Raw genomic sequence first — 13557 nt, forward strand, 5'->3', positions numbered from 1 at the left:
ACGCCGGGGCAGGCCCGTAGTGATCGTCTAGGTGGGGGCCGTGACCAGGGCCCAGACCGTCTTGCCGTGCCGGCCTCTGCTCCACACGCCCCACGCGGCGGCGAGGTGCTCGACCAGGTGCAGCCCGCGGCCGTGTTCCTCCGCCTCCCCGACCGGCCGCAGCCGGGGTTCGAGCCGGCCCTCGTCGGAGACCTCTATGAGGCAGGAACCGTCACCGAGGGCGGTGACGGCCACCTCGAACTCCCGCTCGAGGAGGGGGCCGTGGCGTACGACGTTGGTGGCCAGCTCGGACACGACGAGGACGGCGTCGGCCAGCGCCGGGTCTTCGGGGCCGTGCCCCCAGTCCGCGAGATGGTCCCGTACCCGGCGCCGGGCGAGACCGACGGACGCCGGATGCCGGGGCAGCCGGAAGGAGTTGCGTCTCAGCACGTCTGCTCCTCACCCCGTACACACCTCCGTCACATGGTGCCGCTTGGGGTGCCTGCCCGGTGCGACGGGGGCGCATGCCCGGCTCACGGGATCAAGTGTGCGAGCCGGGTGGGTACTTCGGCTCAGATCCAGTCGAGTTTCCAGAGGCGGAACACGCCGTTGCCGTCCGCGAGGAACTGTCCGCCGCCGATGTCCGCGCTGGTGACGATGTACTCCTTGCGCTGCCACAGCGGGACGACCGGCACGTCCTGGGCGATGACCTGCTGGAGGTCGCGGAAGTCGCCGGCGGCCCGGCTGCGGTCGGCGAACTGCCGGCTTCCGGCGATGTACTTGTCCACGGCCTTGCTGCTGTAGCCGGTGTTCATGGTGGAGTCGGTGCCGACGAGCGGGCCCGCGAAGGTGTCCGGGTCGGGGTAGTCGGCGACCCAGCCGACCGCGTACGCGTCGAGTTTGCCGGTGGCCCACCGCTTCTGGAAGTCGGTCCACTCGTAACCCTTGACGTCCACCTTGAACAGACCGCTCGCCTCCAGCTGCCGCTTGAGTTCCTGGGCCTCGGCCGCCGCGGCGCCGCTGCCCAGGCCGTAGCCGTAGGTGAACTCCACCGGGATGCTCACGCCGGCCGACTTCAGGAGCTTGCGGGCCTTCTCGGCGCTCCGGTCCGGATAGCTGTCGAAGAAGGAGGTGGTGTGTCCGGTGATGCCGGTCGGGATGAGCGAGTACAGCGGGTCGACGGTCCCGTCGTACACGCTCGCCGCCAGCTGCTCGCGGTCGATCAGCCAGGCCAGCGCCTTGCGGACGTCCGTCTCGTGCAGCGGTGAGCCGGAGCGGGTGTCGAAGTACAGGTTGCGGGTCTCGGAGCCGTCGGCCTCGTAGACGCGCTGGCCGGGGTCGCTGGTGTCGAGGGCGGCCAGCACCGCGGGCGGCAGCTGACGGGTGGCGGCCTCGACCTGCTTGGCCTTCCATGCCTTCTCCAGGGCCTGGGGGTCCGCGTAGTAGCGCAACTCGATCGGGGAGCCGGTCGACACGGCGCCCTTGTAGCGCGAGTTGGGCGACAGCAGGACCTTCTTGCCCTTCGTGTACCCGGTCAGCCGGTACGGTCCGGTGCCGTCGACGCTGCTGCCGACGCGCAGCCCGTCCGCCGGGTAGCGGGTGTGGTCGACGATCGAGCCGGCTCCGGTGGCCACCTTGAACGGGAAGGTGGCGTCCGGCGACGACAGGTGGAAGGTGACCTTCAGGCCTTTGGCGTCCACCGACTTCAGGGTCGAGAACAGGGATGCCGGGCCGACATCCGAGTTGATCTTCTTGACCCGGTCGAAGGAGTACTTCACGTCCTCGGCGGTCACCTCGGAGCCGCTGTCGAAGGTGAGGTCGTCACGCAACTCGCAGGTGTACGTGACGAGGCTGCCCTTGTCGAAGGCACAGCTCTTGGCCGCGTCCGGTACGGGCGAGACGCCGCCCGGCTCGTAGGTCAGCAGCGACTGGAAGACGTTGCTGAACAGCGCCCAGGATCCGGCGTCGTAGGCGCCCGCCGGGTCGAGCGAGGTGACGGTGTCCGTGGTGCCGACCGTGATGGTCGCGCCACCGCTGTCCTGCGACGGCAGCAACTGCCAGCCACCCACTCCGACGACCGCGAGAACCAGCAGCGTCAGGAGTATCCGCATGCGAACAGATCGCATGGTGATGCCCTGCCTCCCCAGGCCGCCAGACGGGCCCAGTCCACAGAAAAAGTGCCGCTCCCCTTGGCGGCGGGCTCACCTAATCACACGTGTTTCGCCAGGGGGAAGAGGATTCTGGCGAGATGGGAAAGAACTTACCGACGCCTTGTTTCGACCGGGTTTCACAGCCTCTCCACAGGCTTCTGACCGGCCGTCAGGCGTGCGTCGAGGCCAGTTCGACGACGGTGATGTCGGAGGGGGCCCCGACGCGGGTGGGCGGGCCCCAGGCGCCCGCGCCCCGGGACACGTACAGCTGGGTGTCGCCGTAGCGCTCCAGCCCCGCCACGGTCGGATTCGCGGCGGCCGCGAGGAGGTTGCCGGGCCACAGCTGGCCGCCGTGCGTGTGGCCGGAGAGCTGGAGGTCGACGCCGTGGGTTACGGCGTCGTGGATCTGGACCGGCTGGTGGGCGAGGAGCACGCACGCGCGCGTGGTGTCACGGTCGCCGAGCGCGCCGGTGAAGTCGGGCCCCTGGCCCTCGCTCTCGCCCGCGATGTCGTTGACGCCGGCCAGGTCGAACCAGGGCAGCTCCGTACGGGCGTTCTCCAGCGGGTTCAGGCCGAGCCGCCGCACCTCCTCGACCCACTGTTCGGCGCCGGAGAAGTACTCGTGGTTGCCGGTGACGAAGAAGCTGCCCTGCCGGGCCTTCAGCCGCGCGAGCGGGGCCGCCGCCGGGCCCAGGTCCTTCACGCTGCCGTCGACCAGGTCGCCGACGACCGCGATCAGGTCGGGCTGCGTCGCGTTGATCGTGTCGACGACCCTCTGCGCGAAGCCCCGGCCGAGGACCGGGCCCAGATGGATGTCGCTGACGACCGCGATCCGGTAGCCGTGGGCGCCGCGCGGGAGCTTGGCCAGGGGCACAGTCACCCGCTTGACCCTGGGGCCGCGCAGCACGCCGTAGGTGCCGTAGCCGACCGTGCCGACGGCGGCCGCGGCCGCCGCACCGGCCACGACCCGGGACACGAAGAGCCGACGGGACGGAGCGGAAGCGGGCGGTGCCGGGTCCTCGGGCTCCGGTGACCGGGGGGCGGGCCCGCCGACCGGGAGCGGGCTGGGCTCGGGGTGCGCCGCGGGTGCCTCGACGGGCGCCTCGGCGGGCGCCCGCTTCGCCCGCTTCTCCAGGAAGCGGCGCAGCAGCGGCCGTACGGCCTCGCCGACGATCACGGCCAGCAGCAGGTAGACCGACAGGGCCAGCCACAGGAAGCCGGGCCAGGCCAGTGCGCGCTGGAGCCAGAAGGGGGCGCCGGTGCGTTCGGCGACCAGGGCGCCGATCGCCAGCGCCCAGCCGCCCGCGACCAGCACCGCGCCACCGCGGCGCGCCCGGCCGGGGCCGCGGGTGGTGTCGCGGAACAGCCGCCGCCACAGGTACCAGTTGGCCGTGACCAGCACGGTCAGGGCGAGCAGGGCGAAGACGATCACCATGGCTATGACGCCTGCCGCAGTGCGCGCAGACCGCGCAACCCGATGGCCCCGACGACCGTCCCCAATACGAAGGAGACGACAGCGAGCGTCAGGTGGACCCAGAAGTACGCCGTGGGATCGCCGTCGTCGAAGGCGAGCCCGCTGCTGTCCTTGATCAGGTTCTTGACGAAGGTGACCCAGATGATCCAGCTCCACACCCCGAAGGCGAGCAGGAACCAGGAGACGGGGCGGCTGAGCTTCATGGGTTCAGTATCACCGGCGGTTTTCCGGTTCCGTGACCGGGGTGGGGAGGGTGACGGGACTTCCCGTCGCGTGCCAGGTACGTTCTCCGTCGTGCCCGCACCCATGAAGCAGACCGTCAGGCGAACCCTGCTGGTCACCTCCGCGACCCTCGCGTCCCTCGCGCTCACCGCGCCCGCCTCGCTCGCGGCGCCGAGCCCGTCACCGTCCCCGGCGGCGTCCGGATCGCCGTCCGCGTCGGTCTCGCCGTCCGGATCGCCGTCCGCCTCACCGTCCGCGTCCGCCTCGCCGTCGGTCACGCCCCCGGCGAACATGTCGTCCTTGGGCGGTACGCGGCTCGGGCAGGCCGGGACACAGGTGGCGATCGCGGGTGGCGCGCCGGTGCTGCCGAAGGACCTCACCGCGCGGTCGTGGATCGTCGCCGACGCCGAGTCGGGGGACGTGCTCGCCGCGCACAACGCGCACTGGCGGCTGCCCCCGGCGAGCACGATGAAGATGCTCTTCGCCGACACCGTGCTGCCGAGGTTCCCCAAGACCACCGTGCACAAGGTCGAGGCGAAGGACCTGGCCGGCATGGGGGCCGGTTCCAGCCTCGTCGGGATAAAGGAGGGCGAGACGTATACGGTCCACGACCTGTGGCTCGGCGTCTTCCTGCGCTCCGGCAACGACGCGGTGCACGTCCTGTCGCAGATGAACGGCGGCATCGGCGAGACCGTCAAGGACATGAACGAGCACGCCGAGGAGCTCCAGGCCCTCGACACGAACGTCGTCTCCCCGGACGGCTACGACGCCCCGCACCAGGTCTCCTCCGCGTACGACCTGACACTGTTCGCCCGCTCGGGGCTCCAGAAGCAGGACTTCCGGGAGTACTGCTCGACCGTCACGGCCAAGTTCCCCGGCGAGACGACGAAGAAGAAGGGCAAGACGACCCGGGGGACCTTCGAGATCCAGAACACCAACCGGCTGCTCAGCGGCGACTACGACATCTCCCAGTACCCGGGCATCGCGGGCGTCAAGAACGGCAACACCACCAACGCGGGCGCCACCTTCACCGGCGTGGCCGAGCGCAACGGCAAGGTGCTGCTCGTCACGGTCATGAACCCGGAGAAGACCGACCACAACGAGGTCTACAAGGAGACCGCCGCCCTGCTGGACTGGGGCTTCCAGGCGGCCGGCAAGGTGACGCCGGTCGGCGAGCTGGTCGCGCCGAAGGGCACCGCGCAGGCCAGCGCGCAGCCCGGCGCCAACCCGTCGGCCTCCGAGGGGTCCGGGCAGGCGGGCGGCGCCGGGGACGTGTCGGCGAAGCCGGTGGCGGGCGCGGTGACCGAGAACGGCTCGGGCGGCATGTGGATCGCGCTGGCGATCACCGGCGGACTGCTGGTGCTGCTCGCGGGCGGCGGGTACCTCGTCAACCGCCGCTGGCCGCTGCCGGACCTGGTACGACGTCGTCGCTGACGTCGATGTCCCGCGGGTTGTCGGGGACGCTGCCCGTCGCCGTCCAGGCCGCGCAGTACAGGACCAGCTTCGAGGTGAAGTTGATCCACAGCAGCAGGGCGATGGGCACGCCGAACGCGCCGTACATGCTCTTGGCGGCCACGCCCTGCATATAGCCGCTCAGCAGCAGCTTCAGCAGTTCGAAGCCGACGGCGCCGATGAGCGCGGCGACGACGAGGCGGCGGCGCGGGGGTTCGACGCCGGGCAGCAGGGTGAGGACGTAGAGCAGGAGCAGGAAGTCGGCGAGGACGGCGACGGAGAACGCGGCGACGCGCAGCAGCACGCTGCCCCAGCCCTCCTTGTCGATGCCGGACTGCTCGATGATCCAGCCGACCAGCGCCGAGGCGACGGTGGAGATGGCGAGGGTGAGCAGGACCGCGCCGCCGAAGCCGACGAGAACGCCCGTGTCCTTGGCCTTGCGCAGGACGGGGTTCTCGTCGTCGTCGGGCCGCTCCCAGACGGCGCGCAGACAGTCCCGCATCTGGCCGACCCAGCCGATGCCGGTGAGCAGCAGCAGCGCACCGGCGATGAGACCGATGGCGCCCGCGTTCTGGACCAGGCCGTTGATGTCCAGCTGGTCGGAGATGCCGGGGACCTGATCGGCGATCTTGTCCTGCAGCTCCTGCTGCTGGGACTCGCTCACCGTGGCGGCGGCGACGGCGGCGGCCACGGTCAGCAGCGGGAAGAGCGCGACGAAGCTGACGAAGGTCATGGCGGCGGCCAGCCGCGTCCACTTCACCCGGTCCAGTCGCTCGTACGACCGCCACGCGTGCGTGGCCATGAGGCGCGCGACCCACGGCCCGATGCCGGGGAGCTTCTTCAGCCAGTCCATGATCCGACTCTGCCCCTGTCCGGCGGAAAGACGCGGATATCGCCGATGCGGATATCGCGGACCACCAGAACTCGGGTACCCCGGAATCGCGGGACGGTGGCCGGTGCCGGGCCTCCTGGTCGCGGCACGCGCGCGTGGCTCACCAACCGGCCACGGCCAGCGCGTACATGGCCAGCCAGGCCAGGCCGATGAGGGCGAGGGCGCGGTCGCCCAGGACGACCTCCTCGGGCTCGCCCGCGGTGCCCCGGTCGGCGAAGACGGCGTACCGCAGGACGGCCAGGATGAACGCGACCACGGACAGCTGGCGCCAGGGCAGCACGCCCGGGTGCGGGACGCCGCCCTCCTCCAGGGCCCACAGGCAGTAGCCGAGCACGGCGACGCCGGCCGCCAGCTGCCAGACGAAGCGCAGGTAGCCGGTGGTGTACTCGGTGAGCAGCACGCGCGTGGCGCCCGCCGTGCCGGCCAGCTGGACGGCCTCCGAGTAGCGCTTGGCCGCCACCATGAACAGCGCCCCGAACCCGGTGGTGATCAGGAACCACCGGGAGAGCGGGATGCCCAGGGCGAGTCCGCCCGCCATGGCCCGCATCAGGAAGCCGGTCGTGACGACGACGAGGTCGACGACCAGGACGTGCTTCAGGCTGACGCAGTACGCCAGTTGCATGCCCAGGTAGGCGGTGAGCAGCAGCGCGACGGCGGGTGTCGTCAGCCGGGCCGCGGCGGCCGGCGCGAGGACCGCGAGGGCGACCGCGACGCCGTACGCGACGGGCACCGGGACCTGTCCGGCGGCGATCGGGCGGTGCCGTTTGGTGGGGTGGGCGCGGTCGGCCTCGGCGTCACGGGCGTCGTTGACCAGGTAGACGGCCGCGGCGCAGGCGGTGAACAGGGCGAAGACGAGGGCGAGTCGGGTGACCGCGTGCAGGGAGAAGAGCCGGCCGGCCGCTGCCGGGGCGGCGACGACCAGGATGTTCTTGACCCACTGCTTGGGACGAGTGGTCCGCAGGATGCCGCCGACGAGGGTGCCGGGGCGGTCGCTCGGGGGCCGGGGGGCCGGCGGGCGGTGCGTGCGCTGTTGGTGGAGCAGTGCCTCAGCCATGGTGGCCCTCTCTCATCCAGCGCGCCCCCAGCCGTGCGGTGACCGCCCCCAGGGCCGCGCCCGCCGCCACGTCGGAGGGGTGGTGGACACCGGCGACCAGACGGGAGAGGCACATCGCGGCGGCGAGCGGCGCGGTGGCGTACGCCCCGAGCGAGCCGTAGGCGACGGCGGCGGCCGTGGCGGAGGTCGCGTGCGAGCTGGGGAAGGAGTGCCGTCCCGCGGTGCGCACGAGGGGTTCGACGTGGGCGGGGCGCGGGCGTCGGACAAGACGTTTCATCCCCATGCTGGCGGCGTGCGCGCCCGCGGTGAGCGCGGTGGCGCGCAGCCAGGCGCCGCGCCGGGAGCTGTCGACGGCGGCTCCCGCGACGCCCGCCGCGAGCCACAGGGCGGCGTGCTCGCCCGCCCAGGAGAGGGCGCGCGCGACGCGGGCGACGCGTGGGTCCGCGCCCCGGGCGTGGAGCGCCGAGAGGATCCGGTGGTCCAGGTCGTCGAGTTCGTCCATGTGGACTCACTGTTCACGCCTGTGTCCTCGGAACTCCGGCAATATTGAGCGACATCCCATTAATCACCCATTTCGGGGAGTGATGCATGTTTCAAAATTAATCGCCCATATAGAGGCGATACGGTCACCAGCATGCCTGCCGAGACCACTACCGAGAACGTCTCCGTCACGGGATGGGGCCGCACCGCCCCCACCACCGCACGCCTGGTCCGCCCCCGGACCTACGCGGAGGCCGTGACGGCGGTCCGGGAGTGCGGGCCACGCGGAGGCATCCCCAGGGGGCTGGGGCGCGCCTACGGAGACGCGGCGCAGAACGCCGGCGGGGCGGTGATCGACCTGACCGGGCTGGACCGGATCCACGTCATCGACGCCGACGACGGGAGCGTCCTGTGCGACGCGGGGGTCTCCCTGCACCGGCTCATGGAGGTCCTGCTGCCGCTCGGCTGGTTCGTGCCGGTGACCCCCGGCACCCGGTATGTGACCGTGGGCGGCGCGATCGGCGCCGACATCCACGGCAAGAACCACCATGTGTCCGGGTCCTTCGCCCGGCATGTGCTGTCCTTCGAGCTGCTCACGGCGGACGGCACGATCCGCACGGTGGAGCAGGGCACCGACCTGTTCGACGCGACCGCCGGCGGCATGGGCCTGACCGGCGTCGTCCTGACGGCCAGGATCCGGCTCCAGCCGGTCGGGACGTCGCTGATGTCGGTCGACACCGAGCGGGCCGCCGACCTCGACGACCTGATGGCCCGGCTGACGGCCGGCGACCACCGCTACCGCTACTCGGTCGCGTGGATCGACCTCCTCGCACGCGGCGCGGCCACCGGACGCGCGGTGCTGACCCGCGGCGAGCACGCGCCCCTGGACGCCCTGCCCGCCCGCGCGCGCAGGGCCCCGCTCGCGTTCCGCCCGTCCCGGCTCCCGGCCGCTCCCGCGTTCCTGCCGAGCGGCCTGCTCACCCGGACGACCGTCGGACTGTTCAACGAACTCTGGTACCGCAGAGCGCCCCGCGCGCGTACCGGCGAACTCCAGAGCCTGTCCGCCTTCTTCCACCCCCTCGACGGCGTCCCGCACTGGAACCGTGTCTACGGCCGCGACGGCTTCGTGCAGTACCAGTTCGTCGTCGGGTACGGACGCGAGGACACCCTGCGCCGGATCGTGGGACGCCTCTCCGCCCGCCGCTGCCCGTCCTTCCTGGCCGTCCTCAAGCGGTTCGGGGACGCCGACCCCGGCTGGCTGTCCTTCCCGCGTCCGGGCTGGACCCTCGCCCTGGACATCCCGGCCGGACTGCCCGGCCTCGGCGCCTTCCTCGACGAGCTGGACGCGGAGGTGGCCGCCGCGGGCGGCCGCGTCTACCTCGCCAAGGACTCCCGGCTGCGCCCCGAACTCCTCACCGCGATGTACCCGCGCCTCGACGACTTCCGCGCGCTGCGCGCGGAGCTGGACCCGCGCGGGGTGTTCGTGTCGGACCTCGCCCGCCGGCTCAACTTCCAGGAGTCACCATGAAGGACGCCTTCGGCCTCCCCCAGTCCCTGCTCGTCCTCGGCGGCACGTCCGGCATCGCGCTGGCCACCGCCCGCCGGCTGATCGTCCGCCGCACCCGCACGGTGTGGCTGGCCGGGCGCCCGTCGCCCGCCCTGGAGTCGGCCGCCGCCGAGCTGCGCACCCTGGGGGCGGACGTCCACACCGTGCCCTTCGACGCGCTCGACCCCGCGTCCCACGAGACGGTCCTCGGCAAGGTCTTCGCCGAGGGCGACGTCGACGCGGTGCTGCTCGCCTTCGGCGTCCTCGGCGACCAGGCGAACGACGAACGCGACCCGGCGGCCGCGGTGCGCGTCGCGCAGACCAACTACACGGGGGCGGTGTCGGCGGGGCTGGTCGCCGCGCGCGCCCTGCAGACCCAGGGGCACGGCTCCCTGGTCGTCCTCTCCTCCGTCGCCGGCGAGCGGGCCCGCCGCTCGAACTTCATCTACGGCTCCAGCAAGGCGGGCCTCGACGCCTTCGCCCAGGGACTGGGCGACGCGCTGCACGGGACCGGCGTGCACGTCATGGTCGTACGCCCCGGGTTCGTCCGGACGAAGATGACCGCCGGGCTGCCCGAGGCGCCGCTGGCGACCACCCCCGAGGCGGTCGCCACCGCCGTCGAGCTGGGGCTGCGGCGCCGCTCGGAGACGGTGTGGGTGCCGGGCGTGCTGCGCGTGGTGATGTCGGCGCTGCGTCACGCGCCCCGCGGGCTGTTCCGCAGGCTGCCGATCTAGCGGAGCCGCCGGGGCGCGCCGCTAGCGCGTCGGCAGCGAGCCGCGGTCGACGTGGGCCGCCTGCGGGGGTACGACCGCGCCCCCGAAGGCGTAGTCGCGCAGTTTGCGCCAGACGCCGTCGGCGCCCTGCTCGGCGAGGGCGAAGCCGGTGCAGGACCACTCGGCCTCGTAGTGGGCGAGCTCGTCGAAGGCCCGGTCCATCGCCGCCTCGTCGATGCCGTGCGCGACGGTGACGTGCGGGTGGTAGGGGAACTGGAGCTCGCGGGTCAGCGGCCCGGAGGCGGACCGGATCCGCTGCTGGAGCCAGGCGCAGGTCTCGGTGCCCTGGACGACCCGCACGTAGACCACCGGCGACATGGGCCGGAAGGTGCCGGTGCCGGACAGCCTCATCGGGAAGGGGCGGCCGGCCGCGGCGACCTCGCCGAGGTGCGCTTCGACGGCGGGCAGCGCGTTCGTCCCGACCTCGGTCGGCGGCAGCAGTGTGACGTGCGTGGGGATGCCGTGAGCCGCGACGTCGCCGAAGCCCAGGCGCCGCTCCTGGAGCAGGCTGCCGTGAGGCTCCGGGACCGCGATCGACACACCGATCGTTACGGTCCCCACGTCTTCTCCTGTCGTCATGTCGTCCTGGCGGGGTGTGTTGCCGGGTTCGTACTCAGTCGTACGGCTATCGACTGTACGGCCACAGCTGTGCTCTGGGCAGGCGCAGGGAAAGTGATGTGCAGCGCTCTGCCCAGAGGAACAGGTGTGCGGTGCGCCCCGAGTGCTTCCGCGTGCTTCCGAGCGCCGCTCAGTGCTTCGCGGGCAGGAAGCCGACCCGCTCGTACGTCCGGGAGAGGGTCTCCGCGGCGACGGCGCGCGCCTTCTCCGCACCCTTGGCCAGGATCGAGTCGAGCGTCTCGGGGTCGTCCAGGTACTGCTGGGTGCGGTCCCGGAACGGCGTCACGAAGTCGACGACGACCTCGGCGAGGTCCGTCTTGAGCGCGCCGTAGAGCTTGCCCTCGTAGCGCTGCTCCAGCTCGGGGACGCTCGTGCCGGTCAGCGTCGAGTAGATGCCGAGCAGGTTGCTGACGCCGGGCTTGTTCTCGGTGTCGTAGCGGACGACCGTGTCGGTGTCCGTGACCGCGCTCTTGACCTTCTTCGCCGTCGCCTTCGGCTCGTCGAGCAGGTTGATGAGGCCCTTCGGCGTGGACGCCGACTTGCTCATCTTGATCGACGGGTCCTGAAGGTCGTAGATCTTCCCGGTCTCCTTCAGGATGTGCGGCTTCGGGATCGTGAAGGTCTCGCCGAAGCGGCCGTTGAAACGCTCCGCGAGGTCGCGGGTCAGCTCGATGTGCTGGCGCTGGTCCTCACCGACCGGCACCTCGTCGGCCTGGTACAGCAGGATGTCCGCGACCTGGAGGATCGGGTACGTGAACAGGCCCACGGAGGCGCGGTCGGCGCCCTGCCTGGCGGACTTGTCCTTGAACTGGGTCATCCGGCTCGCCTCGCCCATGCCGGTGAGGCAGTTCATGACCCAGGCGAGCTGGGCGTGCTCGGGGACGTGGCTCTGGACGAAGAGCGTGCAGCGGTCCGGGTCGAGACCGGCCGCGAGGAGCTGGGCGGCGGCCAGCCGCGTGTTCGCGCTGAGCTCCTTCGGATCCTGCGGGACCGTGATCGCGTGCAGGTCGACGACCATGTAGAACGCGTCGTGGGTCTCCTGGAGCGCCACCCACTGGCGGACGGCGCCGAGGTAGTTGCCGAGGTGGAACGAGCCGGCGGTGGGCTGGATTCCGGAGAGCACGCGGGGTCGGTCTGAGGCCATGTCCATCATTGTCTCAGAGCGCGGAGACCGCCCGGAACGGGTCCCGGGCGGCCACGGGGGCCGCCCGGGGTGCCGCCGGGGTCAGCCGAGGTCGATCTCCGGGTACAGCGGGAAGCCCGCCACCAGGTCGGTCGCCCGCCGGGAGATCTCGTCCGCGACCTTCGCGTCCAGGACGTGGGCGGCCTTCGAGGGGGCGCCCGACTTCGTCGTGCCGGGCTCCGTCGTGGTCAGGACCCGGTCGATCAGGGACGCGACCTCGTCCATCTCGGCCGTGCCCAGGCCCCGGGTGGTCAGCGCCGGGGTGCCGATGCGGATGCCGGAGGTGTACCAGGCGCCGTTCGGGTCGGCGGGGATGGCGTTGCGGTTGGTGACGATGCCCGAGTCCAGCAGCGCCGCCTCGGCCTGCCGGCCGGTGAGCCCGTAGGAGGAGGCCACGTCGATCAGGTTCAGGTGATTGTCCGTGCCGCCGGTGACCAGGGTCGCGCCGCGCCGCGTCAGGCCCTCGGCGAGGGCGCGGGAGTTGTCGACGATGCGCTGGGCGTAGTCCTGGAAGGACGGCCGGCGGGCCTCCGCCAGGGCGACGGCCTTGGCGGCCATGACGTGCGGGAGCGGGCCGCCGAGGACCATCGGGCAGCCGCGGTCGACCTGGTCCTTGAGGGAGTCGTCGCACAGGACCATGCCGCCGCGGGGGCCGCGCAGGGACTTGTGGGTGGTGGTCGTCACGATCTGGGCGTGCGGGACCGGGTCGAAGTCGCCGGTCAGGACCTTGCCCGCGACCAGGCCGGCGAAGTGCGCCATGTCGACCATGAGGGTCGCGCCGACCTCGTCGGCGATCTCGCGCATGATCCGGAAGTTCACCAGCCGGGGGTACGCGGAGTAGCCGGCGACGATGATCAGCGGCTTGAAGTCGCGGGCCGAGGCACGCAGGGCCTCGTAGTCGATCAGGCCGGTGGCCGGGTCCGTGCCGTAGGAGCGCTGGTCGAACATCTTGCCGGAGATGTTGGGGCGGAAGCCGTGGGTGAGGTGGCCGCCGGCGTCCAGCGACATGCCGAGCATCCGCTGGTTGCCGAAGGCCTGGCGCAGCTCGGCCCAGTCGGCCTCGGAGAGGTCGTTGACCTGGCGGACGCCCGCCTTCGCGAGGGCCGGGGCCTCCACGCGGTCGGCGAGGATCGACCAGAAGGCGACGAGGTTGGCGTCGATGCCGGAGTGCGGCTGGACGTACGCGTGGCGGGCGCCGAAGAGCTCGCGGGCGTGCTCGGCGGCCAGCGCCTCGACGGTGTCCACGTTGCGGCAGCCGGCGTAGAAGCGGCGGCCGATGGTGCCCTCGGCGTACTTGTCGCTGAACCAGTTGCCCATCGCGAGGAGGGTGGCCGGGGAGGCGTAGTTCTCCGAGGCGATCAGCTTGAGCATCTCGCGCTGGTCGTGGACCTCCTGGCCGATGGCGTCGGCGACGCGCGGCTCGACGGCGCGGATCACGTCGAGTGCGGCACGGAAGGCGGTGGACTCGGTGGAGAGGGACTGCTGCTCGGACATGTCGTCGGCCTCCGGGGGCGTGGCGTGCGGTCACGGTTCTCGGTCTGGCCCAGGCGCACGGCACTCTTGTCGCTCACAGGCCGCTCCCCGATGGTCCGTCCCATCCCAGCGCGCCAGTCACGGCCCGCTCGCCAGCCTACCGGGCAGGCCCGAATCCCAAGGTCCGGCGTCCACCATGCGAGCGACGTCGGATCCGCGCAGGAGCACGCCTCCGGTCGCCCTGGAGCAGCCGTCGGACCG

13 protein-coding genes and 1 riboswitch are annotated in these 13557 nt (G+C 71.9%); of the genes, 3 read left to right on the plus strand and 10 right to left on the minus strand.

Going from position 1 to position 13557, the window contains the following annotated elements; all coding sequences use genetic code 11:
- Nucleotides 1-27 precede the first annotated feature (27 nt).
- The 4 genes from OG933_RS17595 to OG933_RS17610 form a co-directional block, all read right to left on the minus strand.
- Nucleotides 28-429, minus strand: a complete 402-nt coding sequence (locus OG933_RS17595) for an ATP-binding protein (protein WP_362517552.1) — start codon at nt 427-429, stop codon at nt 28-30.
- 122 nt (nt 430-551) lie between these two features.
- Entirely contained in the window at nt 552-2090 is a 1539-nt protein-coding gene (locus OG933_RS17600) for an ABC transporter substrate-binding protein (protein WP_405627755.1), read from the minus strand.
- 208 nt (nt 2091-2298) lie between these two features.
- Nucleotides 2299-3564, minus strand: a complete 1266-nt coding sequence (locus tag OG933_RS17605; RefSeq protein WP_362517558.1) for a metallophosphoesterase — start codon at nt 3562-3564, stop codon at nt 2299-2301.
- A gap of 2 nt (nt 3565-3566) precedes the next feature.
- A complete protein-coding gene (locus OG933_RS17610) occupies nt 3567-3806 on the minus strand; it encodes an SCO4848 family membrane protein (protein WP_362517561.1) in 240 nt (79 codons plus the stop codon).
- Between the two features lie 91 nt (nt 3807-3897).
- Between OG933_RS17610 and OG933_RS17615 the strand changes: the two genes are divergently transcribed.
- Entirely contained in the window at nt 3898-5259 is a 1362-nt protein-coding gene (locus OG933_RS17615) for a D-alanyl-D-alanine carboxypeptidase family protein (protein ID WP_405627756.1), read from the plus strand.
- Here OG933_RS17615 and OG933_RS17620 read toward each other — a convergent pair.
- From OG933_RS17620 to OG933_RS17630, 3 genes are all read right to left on the minus strand, one after another.
- Nucleotides 5213-6130: a YihY/virulence factor BrkB family protein gene (locus tag OG933_RS17620; protein ID WP_405627758.1), complete on the minus strand. Its 918-nt coding sequence runs from the start codon at nt 6128-6130 to the stop codon at nt 5213-5215. The genes OG933_RS17615 and OG933_RS17620 overlap by 47 nt on opposite strands.
- Before the next feature lie 139 nt (nt 6131-6269).
- Nucleotides 6270-7223, minus strand: a complete 954-nt coding sequence (locus tag OG933_RS17625) for a decaprenyl-phosphate phosphoribosyltransferase (RefSeq protein ID WP_362517570.1) — start codon at nt 7221-7223, stop codon at nt 6270-6272.
- Nucleotides 7216-7725, minus strand: coding sequence for a phosphatase PAP2 family protein (locus OG933_RS17630; RefSeq protein ID WP_405627760.1), 510 nt, complete (start codon nt 7723-7725; stop codon nt 7216-7218). The genes OG933_RS17625 and OG933_RS17630 overlap by 8 nt, the downstream gene beginning before the upstream one ends.
- A gap of 132 nt (nt 7726-7857) precedes the next feature.
- On the opposite strand from OG933_RS17630, the gene OG933_RS17635 reads away from it, so the two are divergent.
- Together OG933_RS17635 and OG933_RS17640 are read left to right on the plus strand one after the other, a co-directional pair.
- Nucleotides 7858-9231 (plus strand): FAD-binding protein, encoded by a 1374-nt coding sequence (locus OG933_RS17635; protein WP_405627761.1) that lies wholly within the window; start codon nt 7858-7860, stop codon nt 9229-9231.
- Complete coding sequence (locus OG933_RS17640; protein WP_362517579.1) at nt 9228-9983, plus strand: decaprenylphospho-beta-D-erythro-pentofuranosid-2-ulose 2-reductase; 756 nt, start codon at nt 9228-9230, stop codon at nt 9981-9983. Before OG933_RS17635 ends, OG933_RS17640 begins: the two co-directional genes overlap by 4 nt.
- 21 nt (nt 9984-10004) lie before the next feature.
- Here the strand turns inward: OG933_RS17640 and OG933_RS17645 are convergent, their stop codons facing one another.
- From OG933_RS17645 to OG933_RS17655, 3 genes are all read right to left on the minus strand, one after another.
- Nucleotides 10005-10583 carry a 2'-5' RNA ligase family protein gene (locus tag OG933_RS17645; RefSeq protein ID WP_362517582.1) on the minus strand — a complete coding sequence of 193 codons (579 nt, stop codon included), beginning with the start codon at nt 10581-10583 and terminating at the stop codon, nt 10005-10007.
- A gap of 187 nt (nt 10584-10770) precedes the next feature.
- Complete coding sequence (trpS, locus tag OG933_RS17650) at nt 10771-11784, minus strand: tryptophan--tRNA ligase (protein ID WP_362517585.1); 1014 nt, start codon at nt 11782-11784, stop codon at nt 10771-10773.
- Between the two features lie 81 nt (nt 11785-11865).
- Entirely contained in the window at nt 11866-13317 is a 1452-nt protein-coding gene (locus OG933_RS17655) for a glycine hydroxymethyltransferase (RefSeq protein WP_405627764.1), read from the minus strand.
- A gap of 40 nt (nt 13318-13357) precedes the next feature.
- Nucleotides 13358-13448: riboswitch (ZMP/ZTP riboswitch) on the minus strand.
- Between the last annotated feature and the right edge of the window lie 109 nt (nt 13449-13557).

The organism is Streptomyces sp. NBC_00016 (assembly GCF_045040885.1).
Classification (GTDB): Bacteria; Actinomycetota; Actinomycetes; order Streptomycetales; family Streptomycetaceae; genus Streptomyces; species Streptomyces coriariae.

Coding starts and splice junctions, on each gene's coding strand:
- OG933_RS17600 (WP_405627755.1), bottom strand. CDS start 2,090: ATGCGGATACTCCTGACGCTGCTGGTTCTCGCGGTCGTCGGAGTGGGT.
- OG933_RS17625 (WP_362517570.1), bottom strand. CDS start 7,223: ATGGCTGAGGCACTGCTCCACCAACAGCGCACGCACCGCCCGCCGGCC.
- OG933_RS17630 (WP_405627760.1), bottom strand. CDS start 7,725: ATGGACGAACTCGACGACCTGGACCACCGGATCCTCTCGGCGCTCCAC.
- OG933_RS17640 (WP_362517579.1), top strand. CDS start 9,228: ATGAAGGACGCCTTCGGCCTCCCCCAGTCCCTGCTCGTCCTCGGCGGC.
- OG933_RS17635 (WP_405627761.1), top strand. CDS start 7,858: ATGCCTGCCGAGACCACTACCGAGAACGTCTCCGTCACGGGATGGGGC.
- OG933_RS17610 (WP_362517561.1), bottom strand. CDS start 3,806: ATGAAGCTCAGCCGCCCCGTCTCCTGGTTCCTGCTCGCCTTCGGGGTG.
- OG933_RS17655 (WP_405627764.1), bottom strand. CDS start 13,317: ATGTCCGAGCAGCAGTCCCTCTCCACCGAGTCCACCGCCTTCCGTGCC.
- OG933_RS17620 (WP_405627758.1), bottom strand. CDS start 6,130: ATGGACTGGCTGAAGAAGCTCCCCGGCATCGGGCCGTGGGTCGCGCGC.
- OG933_RS17605 (WP_362517558.1), bottom strand. CDS start 3,564: ATGGTGATCGTCTTCGCCCTGCTCGCCCTGACCGTGCTGGTCACGGCC.
- trpS (WP_362517585.1), bottom strand. CDS start 11,784: ATGGCCTCAGACCGACCCCGCGTGCTCTCCGGAATCCAGCCCACCGCC.